Below are 14,291 nucleotides of genomic sequence, written 5' to 3' on the forward strand. Positions count from 1 at the left end.
GTTTTTCAACACCCTGCCAACGGATCGGTCTCAGTCCGGATCGTCGAGGTCGCGCTGCGCCGGCGTATGGAAGGTAATCGCCGGTGTGGCGGCCGGTTCGATCGGCCCGCCCGGCCCGGCCGCCAGCTCGGCGCGCAGCCGGTCCAGGTCCAGCTCGCCTTCCCAGCGCGAGACCGCGAGCGTGGCGACGCCGTTGCCGATGAGGTTGGTGATCGCGCGCGCCTCGCTCATGAAACGGTCGATGCCGAGGATCAGCGCCAACCCCGCGACCGGCACCGACGGCACCACCGCGAGCGTTGCGGCGAGGGTGATGAAGCCCGCGCCGGTGACGCCGGAGGCGCCCTTGGAGGTCAGCATCGCGACCAGCAGCAGGGTCAGCTGCTGGGTCAGCGTGAGCTCGATATCCATGGCCTGCGCGATGAACATCGCGGCCATCGTCAGGTAGATGTTGGTGCCGTCGAGGTTGAACGAATAGCCGCTGGGCACCACCAGCCCGACGACCGATTTCGGGCAGCCCAGACGCTCGAGTTTCTGCATCAGCGGCACCAGCGCGGACTCGGACGAGGACGTGCCCAGCACCAGCAGCAGTTCGTCGCGGATGTAGCGCAGGAACTGGAGGATCGAGAAACCGGTGATGCGCGCCACGACGCCCAGGACCACCAGCACGAAGATCGCGCAGGTCGCATAGAAGCCGCCCATCAGTTTCAGCAGCGGGCCGAGGCTGTCCACGCCGTACTTGCCGATGGTGAACGCCATCGCGCCGCCCGCGCCGATCGGCGCCAGCCGCATCACCATCGCCATCATCCGGAAGAACACCTGCGACAGCGTGTCGAGCACGGTATTCAGCGGTTTCGCGCGTTCGCCCAGGGCGCTCAGCGCAAAGCCGAACAGGCAGGCGAGCAGCAGCACCTGCAGCAGATCGCCGTCGCCGGTGAAGGCGTCGGTGAAGGTCTTCGGAATGATGTGCAGGAAAAAACCGACGGTGGTCTGCTCGTGCGCCTTCTCGGCGTACTGCGCGACCGCTGTGGCGTCGAGCGTGGCGGGATCGACATCGAAACCGTCGCCCGGGCGCCACAGATTCACCACCAGCAGGCCGATCCCCAGCGCGAAGGTCGACACCACTTCGAAATACAGGATCGCCTTGGCGCCGACGCGGCCGACCTTCTTGACGTCGGCCACCCCGGAAATGCCGGCGACCACGGTGAGGAAGATGATCGGTGCGATCAGCATCTTCACCAGTCCGATGAAGCCATCGCCCAGCGGTTTCAAGGCGACGCCGGTCGCGGGCGCGAAGTGGCCGATCAGGCCACCCGCGACGATCGCGACCAGCACCCAGAGGTAAAGGCGCGATGCGCGGGAAGGCGAACGGGTCATGTGCAGGTCCGGTTGAACGATCGGCGGCGCCGATGCCGGGCCGGTGGATGACGCGGGACAGAGGCTACACGGCGCCGCGCTCAGACGCCCAGCCCCAGCACCAGATCGTCGGTATCGACGCGATCCAGCCGGATCTTGTTGGCGAACAGCGAGAACGCCAGCATCCCCGCCAGGCCGTTCGCGCGCTGCATCCACGGCGGCAGATATTGCGGCGCAGCAATCGCGCCGCTGTCGAACATCGGCTGCAGCGCGAACACGTCTTCCAGCGCCAGCTTGCCGGCGAACAGCTGCCGCGCGACCGCGAGCTTGCGGTGGCGCAGGCACCAGCGGAAGAAGGTGTGCACGCTGAGCAGGCCGTGCAGGTACACGGTGTCCTTGGTGAACGCCGCGCCGCCGCCGAGCGGGGCGCCGCGGTACACGCGCTGGGTCGAGGCGAAACTGTCCTCGGGCGTCTGTCCGGCGTCGAGGAAGAAGCGGAACACCTGCACGAAGTCCGCGCCGTTGATCGCCATGTCGATGGCGACGATGCGCAGGCTGATGCGTTTCATGCGCTCGATGTCCATCGAGCCGGAGATCAGTTCGGCGAACGTCGCCAACCCTTCCTGGGTCGCGGTGGTGCGCGGCGCGCTGCGCGCCATCGATTTGAGCAGCGGCTGTTCGCGGCCGTTGATGCCGGTGAGCGTGTGCACGAAGGCCTCGTGCACCAGCAGCTGATGACGGTCGTATTCGCTGAACCCGGTATTGGTGCGCAGGCGGATGCGGGTGGGGCTGGCGGCGGCCTTGGCGATCAGCGCCGGATCGAGTTCGACCTTGACCTTGTGCCAGGTGAAGAACGCGTCGATGTCCCGCTGCAGCGCGTCGCGCACGGTTTCGGCGGCGACCACCGTGTCGGGTTCGAGCTGGCGAAGTTCCTGGTCCATGTCGTCGGCAACCGTCACGAAATGCTGCGCGGCCTCGAAATTGGTGGGGCCGTCGCCGGGCAGCATTTCCACCGGACGGCCGTAGAGCCGGGTCGAATACGCGGTGATTTTGTAGCTGCCGGCGGCATCGAGCAGCCGCGTGCCGATACGCCAGCTGTCGGCGGTCTGGATCAGGTAGTGGCCGAGCGGGTGGTCGGGGTCGGCGGCGGCGCGCACCGCGTCCAGTTCCGCGCGCACGTGCGCGAAATCCTCTTTCGGGTATTCGATCTTCGGCAGATGGATGCGGCCGATCTTCCACGCCGCAAGAAAAGTTTCCTGCGCGCTGGCCGGCCAGCTGAGGGTTTCGAGCAAGCGGATGCCGCGCACCGCCGCGACCAGGCGCGCATCGAGCGCGGCGTGATGGACGATGTCGGGGGCGAGGCTCATGGCGATGTCGCCCGGAGCCCATGTAGGAGCGACGGAAGTCGCGACAGGCTGCGGGTTTTCAACAGCCGAATGGCTGGTAAAGATCTTCTTGCGCCTGTCGCGACTTCCGTCGCGCCTGCAGAAGCCGGATCAATGCCGCCCATATTTCTCGTCCAGGCGCTTGTGGAACGCTTTTCCGCCCACCTTCGCATCCGCCTTCTGCGCCAGCCGCGTCGCGAGCTTGTCGGCCGCACCGGCGATCTCGTCGCGCAGCTTCAGGTAATTCGCCAGCCGCGCCGGATCCAGCGTGCCGGCTTCCAGCGCCGCGCGCACCGCGCAACCCGGTTCGCGCGCATGCTGGCAATCGCGGAATTTGCATTCGCCGGTGATCGTTTCGATATCGGCGAACCCGCCGTCGGCGACCTGCTCCTCGCCGGTGGGCTTGAGTTCGCGCATGCCGGGGGTGTCGATCAGGCACGCGCCCGAGGGCAGCGGAATCAGCGTGCGGAAGGTGGTGGTGTGACGGCCGCGCGCATCGTTCTCGCGGACCGCATTGGTCTTCATCTTCTCCACGCCCAGCAGCGTATTGGTGAGCGTGGATTTGCCGGCGCCCGACGAGCCCACCAGCACGGCGGTGCGGCCGGCCTGCAGCCACGGCTCCAGCGCGGCGACGCTGGCGCGGTCCTTGGCGTTGACCGCGACCGCGACGATGCCCTGCGCCGCCAGTTCGGCCAGCGCCGCCAGCGAGGCTTCGGCGTCGCTGCCGTCCTTGTCGGCCTTGGTCAGCACCACCACCGGCTCGGCGCCGCCGCCGCGCACCAGCAGCAGGTAGCGTTCGATCCGGCGCGGATTGAAGTCGGCGTCCAGGCCGCAGACCACCAGCACGGTGTCGATGTTCGCGGCGATCACCTGCTGCTGGTAGTGCTCGCCGGCGGCGGCGCGCTTGATCGCGGTCCGCCTGGGCAGCAGGGCCACGATCCGGCCGCGCGGGCCTTTGCCGGCCTCGCTCTGGCCGTCTTCGATCAGCACCCAGTCGCCGACCGCCGCGCGGTCCTGCGGCGGGAAGCGCCGACGCATCCATTCCTGCGGGGATTCGGTCGTCAGCGCGTCGCCGGGGGCTTCGGCGACCACGTAGCCGGTGCGGTGCTGTTCGATCACCCGTGCCGGCCGCGCCAGCGGATGCGCCACGATGGCGGCGGCCCAGGCGGCATCCCCGACGTCATCGGCGGTCGTGCCGGGAAATGGCCAGCCGATCGCGCGCAGTGCGGGCGTGGACGCGTTCAAGGGCGGGAGCGGGAAAGTGTCATGGCACGATTATGGCCCGGTTCCCGCCGTGTGCCCGGCCGGGAGGCGGAGCGGGGCGATTTCGGCTAGGCTTTGCGGCACTTTTTTGCGTTCGACGACAGATGTCTCCTTCCAGACCCAAGCCCACCCTGAAGACGCGCGAGCGCCTGTCCGAAGTCCGCTACGAGATCCGCGGCGAACTCGCCCGCCGCGCGCGCGAACTGGAATCCCAGGGCCGGCAGCTGATCAAGCTGAACATCGGCAATCCGGGCGCCTTCGGGTTCCGCGCGCCGGAACACCTGCAGCGCGCCATCGCCGACCACATCGCCGAGACCGATCCCTACACCCACCAGCAGGGCCTGCCGGCGGCGCGCGAATCGATCGCCGCGTTCCACAAGCAGCGCGGTACACCGAACGCCTCGCCCGAGCGCGTGTTCATCGGCAACGGCGTCAGCGAGTTGATCGATCTCAGCCTGCGCGCGCTGCTGAACCCCGGCGACGAAGTGCTGCTGCCGTCGCCCGACTATCCGCTGTGGTCGGCCGCGACCATCCTCAACGACGGCCGCCCGGTGTACTACCGCTGCCGTGCCGACAACGGTTTCCTGCCGGACCCGGACGAGATCGCGCAGCTGGTGTCGTCGCGCACCCGCGCGATCGTGCTGATCAACCCGAACAACCCGACCGGCGCGACGTACTCGCGCGAGATCCTCGAACGCATCGTCGCGATCGCCGCGAAGCACAACCTGCTGCTGATGGCGGACGAGATCTACGACCACATCCTCTACGACGACGAACGCTTCCAGCCGCTCGCACCGCTGGCCGGCGACCTGCCGTGCCTGTCGTTCGGCGGCCTGTCGAAAGTGCATCGCGCCTGCGGCTGGCGCGTGGGCTGGGCGGTGCTCAGCGGCGATCCGCTGGCCAGCGGCGACTTCCACCACGCCATGGATCTGCTCGGCGCGCTGCGGCTGTGCGCGAACGTGCCCGGCCAGTTCGCGATCGACGCCGCGCTGCACGGCACCGACACCATCAGCGCGCTCACCGCGCCCGGCGGCCGTCTGTACGACACCCGTCGCGCACTGATCGATTGCTGCGCATCCAGCGAGCACTTGAGCCTGGTCGCGCCCGCCGGCGCGCTGTACGGCTTCCCGGCGGTGGTCGGCGATGCCGCGCACGGTTTCGACGACCATGCGTTCGCGCTGGAAATGCTGGAAACCGAGGATGTGCTGATCGTCCCGGGTTCCAGCTTCAACGTACCGGAACGCAATTTCTTCCGCGTCACTTTGCTGCCGGAAGCGCCGGTGCTGCGCGAGGTGTTCGCGCGCATCGAGCGCGTGCTGCAGCGCCGTGCCGATGCCGCGACCGACGCGCAGCGCGCAGCGGTCGCCTGAACCATGACCGCGGTGCCGGCGATGCTTGCGGCGGTACTCGCGGCCGGCGCGTCGCAGGACACGCGAATCCAGGTGCCGGTGCAGTACCTCGCGCTCGGCGACAGTTACACCATCGGCGAACGCGTCGAACCCGACGGCCGTTGGCCGGTGCAATTGACCGCCGCGCTGCGCGCCGACGGCGTCGTCATCGACGCCCCGCGCATCATCGCCAGGACCGGCTGGACCACCGGCGAATTGTCGACCGCCATCGATGCCGCCGCCCCGCTGGGCGACGACCATGCGCTGGTCACGCTGCTGATCGGCGTGAACAATCAATATCGCGGACGCGATGTCGGCGAGTACGCGCATGAATTCGCGGTGCTGCTCGAACGCGCGATCGGTTTCGCCGGGCGCCGCGCCGACCGCGTGGTCGTGCTCGCGATTCCGGATTGGGGCGTCACGCCGTTCGCCGCGCAGAGCGGTCGCGACACCGCCGCCATCGCACGCGAACTCGACGCCTACAACGCGGCAGCCGCGAAGATCTGCGCCAGGCGCGGCGTGGCCTTCGTCGATATCGCGCCGGTGAGCCGCGAACGCGGCGCCGAACCGGCGATGCTGGCCGACGACGGTCTGCATCCTTCGGCCGCGATGTACGCCGAATGGGCGCGACTGGCGCTGCCGGTCGTGCGCCGCCTGCTCGCGCAGTCGCACGCCCCGTGAGCACGGCGGCGACGCAGCCGCTCGCCGCTGCGGATGCGCGCCGGATCGCCGAAGCCTTCCTGCCGAAATTTCCGCTCGGCAACCGCTACGACTACTACTACGTGCGCGGCAAGCTCGGCAGCGATCCGCTGTATCCCGGCGTGCTCGCCGCGCTGCGCGGCAGCGATGCGCCGCTGCTGGATCTCGGCTGCGGTCTGGGCCTGCTCGCGCATGCGCTGCGTTTCGATGGCCAGGCACTGGCGTATCGCGGCGTCGACAACGACGACGCCAAAATCGATCGCGCGCGCCGCGCGGCGGAAACGAGCAAGCTCGCGCAGGCGCGGTTCGAAACGATCGATCTCGCCAACACGATCCCGGAACATCGCGGCAGCGTCGCGATCCTCGATGTGCTGCAGTATCTCGATGCCGATGCGCAGCGCGCATTGCTTGCGAACGCGGCGGCGATGCTCACGCCCGGCGCGCGGCTGGTGATCCGCAGCGCGCTCGACGACGACAGCAGCCGTGCCCGCGCCACGCGCATCACCGACCGTCTCGCCAACTGGATCGGCTGGATGCGCTTCCGCCCGCGCTGCTGGCCCACGCGCGAAGGCTTGCGCGAAACGCTGGAAGCGGCCGGCCTGCAAGCCGAGTTCGCGCCGCTCTACGCCAACACGCCGTTCAACAACTGGTTGATCGTGGCGAAACGCGCGTAGCAAAACGGCTTTTGTAGGAGCGGCGCAAGCCGCGAAGCCCGTGCCGCGTCCGATGACGCATCGTCCGTCATCACGACATCTTGCCGAGGCATGTTTCGGATTGCATACAACACCGTGTCGGATGAGGCGCTGGCTTCGCGGCTAGCGCCGCTCCTACAGGGGATTCGGAAGGGTCGTCCTGTAACCCAGTGTCTCCAACCGCTTCAACAACAGCGAGATCGTTTCGACATTGCGCCCATGCGCCGCGCCTTCGTGCAGCAGCACGATCGCGCCCGGCGCGAGATTGCGCTCGATGCGATCGACCACCGTCCGTGGATCGGCTTCCACCGCATCGAAGCCGCGCGCGTTCCAGGCCACGCGCGCGAGGCCATGCGCTTTCAACGCCGCATTCACGAACGGATTGCTCATGCCGACGACCGCACGGAACCAGCGCGGCGGTTCGCCGCTGATCCCGGCAAGGATGCTTTGCGTTCCGGCAATCTCGCGGCGCATCCGCGCCGGCCCCAGCGCCCAGAACCAGCGTGCGGGATGGGTGGCGCTATGGTTGCCGATGCCGTGGCCGCGACGCAGGATCTCCCGCACGTGTTCGGGATGCCGCGCCGCGCGTTCGCCGACCAGGAAGAACGTCGCCTTCGCACCGTGGGCATCGAGCATATCGAGCACGGCGAGCGTGTCGTCGGAGGGACCATCATCGATGGTCAGCCACACGACGCGATCGTCGGTGGGCACATGAGTCAACACCGGCCCGAACAGCGCCGACTGCGGCCACAGCGTGCCCCACCAGAGCGGCGCATGGCTGGCGAGCATCAGCGGCAGCCCGAGCGTCCAGCCCCAACGCCACCACGCCGTGGCGACCAGCAGTTGCGACAGCATCAGCAGCCAGGCCCACGCGTGCGGGTAGCGGGGAATACGGTGCAGGCTGGCGGAGGGGGCCGTCATCGCGGCATGATGCCACGCATCGCCACAGGCCTCAGGGACACGTCATGAGCTTCCGCAATCTTTCCGTCGCCGATGCCGATGCGCAGACCCGCGCCGGAGCAGTCACCCTGGTCGATGTGCGCCCGCCCGAGGAGCGCGCGATCGCGGCGGTATCGGTCGAATACTCGGGCCTGGAGAACGGCGGTCTCGAGCGGTTGTTGACGCTGCCCAAGGACACGCCGATCGCATTCCTGTGCCATCACGGCGGACGCAGCGCGCAGGCAGCGATGTATTTCGCGCAGCAAGGGTTCGGGAATCTCCACAACGTCGTCGGCGGAATCGATGCGTGGAGTCTCGGCGTCGATCCGGGTGTTCCGAGGTATTGAAGCGCCGGCAACGCGTCAGGCGAGCAGCGGTTGCTGCAGGGTGGTCAGCAGGTTGTTGACGGCTTTCTTCGCCATGCTGCGCGGCAATCGCGCCATGATCCCGTCGGCGGTCAGCGCCAGGTTGCCCTTGACCAGCAGGCCGTCGATCTGGGTGTAGGCCTTGAGCACGTGCTGCGCGCCGTCGGCGGTCGATTCCAGGAACATCGGCGCGGTCAGGAAATTGACGCCCTTCTTGTACACCTGCGTCCCGCCTTCGGTGCGGACCAGCCGATAGCCGTGCGCCGCAGCCCACGACGCGACGGTGCCGGCGATGTCGTCGCGTGCGGGCAGGGTGACGATATCCCAGGGATTGTTCCGGCCCTTCGCCATCGCCGCCATCACATTGATGCAGCCCAAGCCTATCAGGCCGCCGATCACACCACCGATCACCACGACTGTCGCCGACATCGGAACCTCAGCTGGAAAAGACGAGAATAAAAAGCATCCTAGGTGGAGACTGTCGCGTCGTCCAGAGCATCGGGCGATCTCGTGCAACCTTGCTTCGGCAAGGTCTGCAACATCGTCGACGGGAGCGATGCGCTAGACTCCTCAAGCGCGATGCGCCGGAAGCGATGCTGTTCCGACGCGCCAAATCCACGGTATCGATACGGTAGGGAGCATGATGAATCGCAGGATGTTCTGGATGCTTTCGCTGTTGGCATGGAGCGGCATCGTGTCCTCGGCGCCACCTGCCGAGGCGTTGCGCGAGTACCGGGAGGCGGCGAGTCGGTTCTCGTCTTTGGTCGCTGAAGCGGAGGCCGGTGAGAAAGTGGCTCAGCTGAGAAGCCCTGAATTCAAGAAGCTGGTCGAAATACTGTCCGACGAGCAAACGATGCTCGCGGCGAGCGCCGAACCCGAGAATGACGTCGAAGCAGATCTCGAACTGTGCGGAATCACCAATAACGCAATCGTGTCTTTGGCGATTTTCGACATCAGGGGGAATATTCCAAAGACCGACGATCAACAGGAGTCGATGTCGAATTTCAAAGTAATGATGAGCCGCAATCTTCTGGTGTTTCAGGACGAGCTGAAAGAACTGCAGCCATTTCTCATTCGCTGCCTGGCGAAGGCGGTTTCAAAGGTCGATCGTTTTCTGGGTTCCCTGGGTCCGGGTCAATTGACCGATGTCCGTCGTAGAGGGGTGGTGAAAATGCGGACGGGCATCCTGATGACTTACAGCAGCGGTCTTGCGATTGCGAACGACACCGGCACGGCGCTCAGGGTGGATTACAGGACTGCATTTCTTTCTGTGTTGGCCGAGACGGCCGAAGCCTACGCTTCGATGATGCCGCTGCCTGAGCGGAAGAAAATCGCAGAGGCGGCGGGATCCGCAGCATTGTCCGGAGACGAGCAATACCAGGCATACCTGATTTCGATCGCACGCGCCTTCCGAAACGAGGAGTGCTCGACGATCTGCAAAATAGAATAATCACAGCGATCATCGTCCGACGGCACGCTTCGTCGAAGGGGATTGTCGACAGAGGCGTGTTACCCCGGCAAGCCCAGATCATCCAGCATCGCCCGCAAGAATCTTGCCGCCTCGCCGCCGGTGCAGGCGCGGTGATCGAAGGTGATCGACAGCGGAATGACCTTGTGCGATTCGAAGCCGCCGATCACCGGCGTGATCTGATGGCGCGCGCGGCCTGCGGCGACGATCGCGACGCAGGGCGGTACCACCACCGGCGTGGCGTAGCGGCCGGCGAACATGCCGAAGTTCGACAGCGAGATGGTGTAGCCGCTGAGTTCGCTGGCGGGAATGCTGCGCGTTTCGACCTGCGCGCGCAGGCGGCCGATCGCTTCGCGCACGCCGCGCGCGTCGAGCATGTCGGCGTTGCGCAGCGCGGGCACGAACAGACCGTCGTCGGTATCCACCGCGATGCCGATGTCGACCTGCGGATGCAGGGTGCGGGTGAGGTTGTCGCCATCGAACCACGCGTTGAGCGCGGGCACCGCTTTGGCGGCGACGCAGATCGCGCGGACCAGCCGCGCGGTCATGTCGTTGCCGTGCGCCCATGCGTGGATATCGGCGTCGTCGGTGAGCGTGGTCGGCACCACTTTCGCGTGCGCATCGGCCATCACCCGCGCCATGTTGCGGCGCACGCCCTTGAGTTGTTCCGGTTGGCCGGTGACGGACACGCCCGGCGGCTGCGTGCGCATGGGTTTGCCGGTGGCGGAGAGTTGGGTGCGCTGTGTCGTCGCATTTGTGGGAGCGGCGGAAGCCGCGATGGAGTTCGTGGCAGCGCCGGATATCGCGGCTCCCGCCGCTCCCACAGGAGCAATGCCAAGCTTGGCCGAACCATCGGTAGCAGCGCGCTTCACATCGTCCATCGTCGCCACGCCGTCGGCGCCGGTGGCGCGCACGCGCGACAGATCCACGCCGAGCTTGCGCGCCATCGCGCGCACCGCCGGCATCGCCTTGACCCCGCCCACCGCGACAGCGGCTTCGCTGCGCACCGCGTCGGAGCTCTGCATCGCACCGACTACCGTGCCGGCGTCTGTGGGCGCGGCGGGTGTGGGAGCGGTGGAAGCCGCGATGGATGTTGCCGCCGCGTCGGGTATCGCGGCTTCCGCCGCTCCCACAGGAGCTGGTTTCGGCGGCGGTGCGTGATGATGGCCGGTGTCCTGGCCTTCCGCACGCTGCGGCATCGAGGCATCGATTTCGAACTCGGCGAGCAGCGTGCCGGTGACGACGATGTCGCCGGCCGCGCCCGCGAGCTTCAACACTCTGCCCGAGACCGGCGACGGCACTTCGACGACCGCTTTTGCGGTTTCCATCGACACCAGCGGCGCATCCAGCTTGATGGTGTCGCCGGGTTTCACGAACCACTCGACGATGGTGGCGTCGGGCAGGCCTTCGCCGAGGTCGGGGAGAATGAAGGTCTTGGTCTGGCTCATGGGCGATTCCTTGGGTGCTGTTGCCGATACCGTCGAGGTGTCATGTCGACGACCCGGCCGAGAAACGAAGCGCTTGCGCGATGTAGTCCCGCAGATGTTTCGCTTCCAGATCGGCGAGCGTCTGCAGTTTGATGTGGCGGCGGAATTTTCCGCTGCCTTCGAGCACGCGGTGCGGGTCCTTCAGTTCGGCGCCCTGGCCGAACTCCATCGAGACATGCGCGGCGTAGGCGAACACGCCGCAGAATTGCCCGGGCGCGGCGAACAGGATGCCGCCGTACATCACGCGCTCCGTGACCTCGGGCGCCACCGAACGGACCAGCGTTCTCGTCGCCTGCACGATCGCATGCAGATCGGGATGGGTGAGCTGCAGGTCGTGGAGGAGTTGTTCGACTTTCCTGTCGCTCATGTCCGCTCCAGATGTTCAGTCGGTATCCAACCGCATCGTCCATCGGCGTGTCGACACCACCACCAGCCGCCGAGTTCGTCATCGAGAACGACATCGTCGCCGGCATCCACGTCCAGTTCCTGCGCGGAGTAATCGCGCGTCGCTTCGGCACGGCCGTCGCCGAGCGGCCTCAGCCAGTCGAACGGCGCCCAGCCGGCGTTGCCGTCGGCGGTGATCGTCCAGATGAAGGCGGGCCATTCCGTGTCGCGTGCGCCGAGGGTCACGATCTCGCCCCGCGCGAAGCGGATCGGGTCCGCGTACTGGGTGCGGTAGTCGCGGGTAACGCGGGCGCGGCTCATATCCACACGTCGTTGCGTGCGGTGAGTTCGCCACCGGCGTCGCCGGTATTGACCACGCCGCGGGGTTCGATCAGCAGGACATGGCACTCGTCGTCGGCGTGCGGACAGTGTTCGACACCACGCGGCACGACGATCATCTCACCCTCTTGCACCACTTCCTCGCGATCGCGGAACCGCATGCGCAGGGTGCCGGCGATCACGATGAACGTCTCGTCGGTGTCCTCGTGCGCATGCCAGACGAATGTGTCCCGCAGCTTCGCCAGCTTGAACTGGTAGTCGTTCATTTCGGCGATCACGCGCGGCGACCAGTGCTCGCCGAACAGTGCGAATTTCTGCGCGAGGTTGATTGCCGAAGCCGTCATCGCATCAACTCGCTGCCAGCGTCCGCTTCGCTGCCGCGACGATCTTCTCGACGCTGGGCAGATACTTCATTTCCAGGCGGAACAGCGGGATGTGGGTGTCGTAGCCGGTGACGCGTTCGACGGGAGCGACGAGGTCGTACATCGACTGTTCGGCGAGGCGCGCGGCGATCTCGGCGCCGAAGCCGGCGGTTTTCGGGGCTTCGTGCACGATCACGCAGCGGCCGGTCTTGCAAACGGACTCGGCGATGGTCGGGAAATCCAGCGGTTTGAGCGTGGCCACGTCGATGACCTCGGCGCTGATGCCGTCCTTCGCCAGCGCATCGGCGGCTTCCAGGCATTCCTTCACCTGCGCGCCCCACGTGACCAGGGTGACATCGCTGCCGTCGCGCAGCACGTAGCACACGTCCAGCGGCAGCGCTTCGCCGTCGTCGGGCACCCGTTCCTTGTACTGGCGATAGATGCGTTTCGGCTCCATGTAGATCACCGGGTCCTCGTCGCGGATCGCGGCGAGCAACAGGCCGTAGGCGCGCTGCGGCGACGACGGCATCACCACGCGCAGTCCCGGCACGTTGGTGAACATCGCTTCGTTGGCTTCGCTGTGATGCTCCGGCGCGCGGATGCCGCCGCCCCACGGCACGCGCAGCACCATCGGGCAGGTGAGGCGACCGCGAGTGCGATAGCGCAGGCGCACGGCATGCGACACGATGTGATCGATCATCGGGTACACGAAACCGTCGAACTGCGCTTCGGCCACCGGACGCATGCCTTGCGCGGCCATGCCGACGGTGAGGCCGGCGATCGTGGTTTCGTCCAGCGGCGTGTCGATCACGCGCTCCGGTCCGAAGATCTTCTGCAGGCCGGCGGTGGCGCGGAACACGCCACCGTTCACGCCGACGTCTTCGCCGAGCACCAGCACGCGCTCGTCGGCGCGCATTTCGTAGGCGAGCGCCTGGGTGATCGCTTCGATGAGCGTGATGGGAGCCGGGGTGATGGAAGCTGCATCAGCCATGCTTGCGGCCCTCCGCAGCGATGGCTTCGGCGCGCTGCAATTGCAGGTCCGGCGGCAGTTCGGCGTAGAGGAAATCGAACATCGCGCTGACCGGCTGCACCGGGGTTTCCAGATACGCGTTGATCTCGATGTCGATCATCCTCGCGCATTCGTCGGCCCAGGCGCTTTCCTTCGCCTCGTCCCACAGGCCGGCGCCGGCCAGGTAGGTGCGCAGCCGCGAGATCGGTTCGCGCGACCATGCGGCTTTGACTTCGTCTTCGTTGCGGTAGCGGCGCGCATCGTCGGCGGTGGTGTGGTCGTGCAGGCGGTAGGTCATGAACTCGATGACGCTGCCGCCACCGCCGCTGCGCGCGCGGTCGAGCGCGCGGCGCATGCCTTCCATCACCGCGATGATGTCGTTGCCGTCCACCTGCAGGCAGTGCAGGCCGCCGGCGATGCCCTTCTGCGCCAGCGTCGGTGCGCCGGTCTGCGCCGCGCGCGGTACCGAGATCGCCCAGCCGTTGTTGATGATGCACTGGACGAAGGGCAGGGCGTAGGCGCCTGCGGCATTGATCGCGGCGTAGGTGTCGGTCTTGGAGCTGCCGCCATCGCCGCAGGTGGCCACCGCGACGCGCGGCTCCTTGCGCAGTTTGAACGCGAGCGCGGCGCCGGCCGCGTGCAGGCATTGGGTGGAGATCGGCACGCACCAGGAAAAGTCGTGCCTCGGCACGGCGAAATCGTTGCCGCGCTCGTCGCCGCCCCAGTACAGCAGCACTTCGCGCGGGCGCACGCCGCGCATGAACTGTGCGCCGTACTCGCGATAGCTCGGCGCGAACACGTCCTCGGGACGCATCGAGGCGCCGATGCCGATATGGGTGGCCTCGTGGCCGAGGCATGCGGCGTAGGTGCCGAGCTTGCCGGTGCGCTGCAGGGCGATGGCCTTGCTGTCGAAGCTGCGCACCATCAGCATCTGCTTGAACAGCGGCAGCAGCGTTGCGGGATCGGCGAATGCGGCGGGCGGTTCCGCGACGAGCGTGCCGTCCTGGCCGAGGTACTGCAGGTATTCGATTTCGAATCGTGCTGCGACGGTCATCGTGTTGTCGTCTGTTGCGTCGGTGCACGAATCATACCCGCTGCACCTGAAGCGTCCGTTGCGCACCGCGTCATGACACCGGCCGTGCGACGGCGTATGGCGTC

Annotated in this window: 16 protein-coding genes; 5 read left to right on the forward strand and 11 right to left on the reverse strand. The window is 67.0% G+C overall.

Annotated elements, in window-relative coordinates; genetic code table 11:
• Window positions 1-30: 30 nt before the first annotated feature.
• From HOP03_09455 to rsgA, 3 genes are all read right to left on the reverse strand, one after another.
• The gene (locus HOP03_09455; protein ID NOT88398.1) at window positions 31-1,374 is read right to left on the reverse strand and encodes a dicarboxylate/amino acid:cation symporter; all 1,344 of its coding nucleotides are present in this window, start codon (window positions 1,372-1,374) and stop codon (window positions 31-33) included.
• 80 nt (window positions 1,375-1,454) lie between these two features.
• Window positions 1,455-2,720: a DUF1704 domain-containing protein gene (locus HOP03_09460; GenBank protein NOT88399.1), complete on the reverse strand. Its 1,266-nt coding sequence runs from the start codon at window positions 2,718-2,720 to the stop codon at window positions 1,455-1,457.
• A 129-nt stretch (window positions 2,721-2,849) separates the two neighbouring features.
• Window positions 2,850-3,983: a ribosome small subunit-dependent GTPase A gene (rsgA, locus tag HOP03_09465; GenBank protein NOT88400.1), complete on the reverse strand. Its 1,134-nt coding sequence runs from the start codon at window positions 3,981-3,983 to the stop codon at window positions 2,850-2,852.
• 122 nt (window positions 3,984-4,105) lie between these two features.
• On the opposite strand from rsgA, the gene HOP03_09470 reads away from it, so the two are divergent.
• The 3 genes from HOP03_09470 (at window position 4,106) to HOP03_09480 (ending at window position 6,762) form a co-directional block, all read left to right on the forward strand.
• The gene (locus HOP03_09470) at window positions 4,106-5,371 is read left to right on the forward strand and encodes an aminotransferase class I/II-fold pyridoxal phosphate-dependent enzyme (GenBank protein ID NOT88401.1); all 1,266 of its coding nucleotides are present in this window, start codon (window positions 4,106-4,108) and stop codon (window positions 5,369-5,371) included.
• 72 nt (window positions 5,372-5,443) lie between these two features.
• Window positions 5,444-6,070 carry an SGNH/GDSL hydrolase family protein gene (locus HOP03_09475; protein NOT88402.1) on the forward strand — a complete coding sequence of 209 codons (627 nt, stop codon included), beginning with the start codon at window positions 5,444-5,446 and terminating at the stop codon, window positions 6,068-6,070.
• A complete protein-coding gene (locus tag HOP03_09480; GenBank protein NOT88403.1) occupies window positions 6,010-6,762 on the forward strand; it encodes a methyltransferase in 753 nt (250 codons plus the stop codon). The genes HOP03_09475 and HOP03_09480 overlap by 61 nt, the downstream gene beginning before the upstream one ends.
• Window positions 6,763-6,915: 153 nt before the next feature.
• Here HOP03_09480 and HOP03_09485 read toward each other — a convergent pair whose 3' ends face one another.
• On the reverse strand, window positions 6,916-7,701 hold the full coding sequence (locus tag HOP03_09485) for a polysaccharide deacetylase family protein (GenBank protein NOT88404.1): 786 nt from the start codon (window positions 7,699-7,701) through the stop codon (window positions 6,916-6,918).
• Between the two features lie 44 nt (window positions 7,702-7,745).
• Between HOP03_09485 and HOP03_09490 the strand changes: the two genes are divergently transcribed.
• Window positions 7,746-8,066, forward strand: a complete 321-nt coding sequence (locus HOP03_09490) for a rhodanese-like domain-containing protein (GenBank protein NOT88405.1) — start codon at window positions 7,746-7,748, stop codon at window positions 8,064-8,066.
• A gap of 15 nt (window positions 8,067-8,081) precedes the next feature.
• On the opposite strand, the gene HOP03_09495 is transcribed toward HOP03_09490, so the two are convergent.
• A complete protein-coding gene (locus HOP03_09495) occupies window positions 8,082-8,513 on the reverse strand; it encodes a hypothetical protein (protein ID NOT88406.1) in 432 nt (143 codons plus the stop codon).
• 226 nt (window positions 8,514-8,739) lie between these two features.
• Between HOP03_09495 and HOP03_09500 the strand changes: the two genes are divergently transcribed.
• Complete coding sequence (locus tag HOP03_09500; protein ID NOT88407.1) at window positions 8,740-9,534, forward strand: hypothetical protein; 795 nt, start codon at window positions 8,740-8,742, stop codon at window positions 9,532-9,534.
• Window positions 9,535-9,593: 59 nt separating this feature from the next.
• Here HOP03_09500 and HOP03_09505 read toward each other — a convergent pair whose 3' ends face one another.
• From HOP03_09505 to pdhA, 6 genes are read right to left on the reverse strand one after another with little or no spacing between them, the layout of a single operon-like run.
• Entirely contained in the window at window positions 9,594-11,000 is a 1,407-nt protein-coding gene (locus HOP03_09505; GenBank protein ID NOT88408.1) for a 2-oxo acid dehydrogenase subunit E2, read from the reverse strand.
• 40 nt (window positions 11,001-11,040) lie between these two features.
• Window positions 11,041-11,406, reverse strand: a complete 366-nt coding sequence (locus tag HOP03_09510) for a DUF1801 domain-containing protein (GenBank protein ID NOT88409.1) — start codon at window positions 11,404-11,406, stop codon at window positions 11,041-11,043.
• Complete coding sequence (locus HOP03_09515) at window positions 11,403-11,744, reverse strand: peptide-binding protein (protein NOT88410.1); 342 nt, start codon at window positions 11,742-11,744, stop codon at window positions 11,403-11,405. Before HOP03_09515 ends, HOP03_09510 begins: the two co-directional genes overlap by 4 nt.
• On the reverse strand, window positions 11,741-12,106 hold the full coding sequence (locus tag HOP03_09520; protein NOT88411.1) for a cupin domain-containing protein: 366 nt from the start codon (window positions 12,104-12,106) through the stop codon (window positions 11,741-11,743). Before HOP03_09520 ends, HOP03_09515 begins: the two co-directional genes overlap by 4 nt.
• A gap of 4 nt (window positions 12,107-12,110) precedes the next feature.
• Entirely contained in the window at window positions 12,111-13,115 is a 1,005-nt protein-coding gene (locus HOP03_09525; GenBank protein ID NOT88412.1) for an alpha-ketoacid dehydrogenase subunit beta, read from the reverse strand.
• Window positions 13,108-14,187, reverse strand: a complete 1,080-nt coding sequence (gene pdhA / locus HOP03_09530) for a pyruvate dehydrogenase (acetyl-transferring) E1 component subunit alpha (protein ID NOT88413.1) — start codon at window positions 14,185-14,187, stop codon at window positions 13,108-13,110. Before pdhA ends, HOP03_09525 begins: the two co-directional genes overlap by 8 nt.
• Between the last annotated feature and the right edge of the window lie 104 nt (window positions 14,188-14,291).

The sequence above is a fragment of the Lysobacter sp. genome (genome assembly GCA_013141175.1).
Classification (GTDB): Bacteria; Pseudomonadota; Gammaproteobacteria; order Xanthomonadales; family Xanthomonadaceae; genus Lysobacter_I.

What these genes read in the sequence shown, in the direction of transcription:
- HOP03_09495 (NOT88406.1), bottom strand. Translation starts at nt 8,513, where the DNA reads ATGTCGGCGACAGTCGTGGTGATCGGTGGTGTGATCGGCGGCCTGATA.
- pdhA (NOT88413.1), bottom strand. Translation starts at nt 14,187, where the DNA reads ATGACCGTCGCAGCACGATTCGAAATCGAATACCTGCAGTACCTCGGC.
- HOP03_09485 (NOT88404.1), bottom strand. Translation starts at nt 7,701, where the DNA reads ATGACGGCCCCCTCCGCCAGCCTGCACCGTATTCCCCGCTACCCGCAC.
- HOP03_09490 (NOT88405.1), top strand. Translation starts at nt 7,746, where the DNA reads ATGAGCTTCCGCAATCTTTCCGTCGCCGATGCCGATGCGCAGACCCGC.
- HOP03_09480 (NOT88403.1), top strand. Translation starts at nt 6,010, where the DNA reads ATGGGCGCGACTGGCGCTGCCGGTCGTGCGCCGCCTGCTCGCGCAGTC.
- HOP03_09470 (NOT88401.1), top strand. Translation starts at nt 4,106, where the DNA reads ATGTCTCCTTCCAGACCCAAGCCCACCCTGAAGACGCGCGAGCGCCTG.
- HOP03_09505 (NOT88408.1), bottom strand. Translation starts at nt 11,000, where the DNA reads ATGAGCCAGACCAAGACCTTCATTCTCCCCGACCTCGGCGAAGGCCTG.
- HOP03_09500 (NOT88407.1), top strand. Translation starts at nt 8,740, where the DNA reads ATGTTCTGGATGCTTTCGCTGTTGGCATGGAGCGGCATCGTGTCCTCG.
- HOP03_09520 (NOT88411.1), bottom strand. Translation starts at nt 12,106, where the DNA reads ATGACGGCTTCGGCAATCAACCTCGCGCAGAAATTCGCACTGTTCGGC.
- HOP03_09515 (NOT88410.1), bottom strand. Translation starts at nt 11,744, where the DNA reads ATGAGCCGCGCCCGCGTTACCCGCGACTACCGCACCCAGTACGCGGAC.
- HOP03_09510 (NOT88409.1), bottom strand. Translation starts at nt 11,406, where the DNA reads ATGAGCGACAGGAAAGTCGAACAACTCCTCCACGACCTGCAGCTCACC.
- HOP03_09525 (NOT88412.1), bottom strand. Translation starts at nt 13,115, where the DNA reads ATGGCTGATGCAGCTTCCATCACCCCGGCTCCCATCACGCTCATCGAA.
- HOP03_09460 (NOT88399.1), bottom strand. Translation starts at nt 2,720, where the DNA reads ATGAGCCTCGCCCCCGACATCGTCCATCACGCCGCGCTCGATGCGCGC.
- HOP03_09455 (NOT88398.1), bottom strand. Translation starts at nt 1,374, where the DNA reads ATGACCCGTTCGCCTTCCCGCGCATCGCGCCTTTACCTCTGGGTGCTG.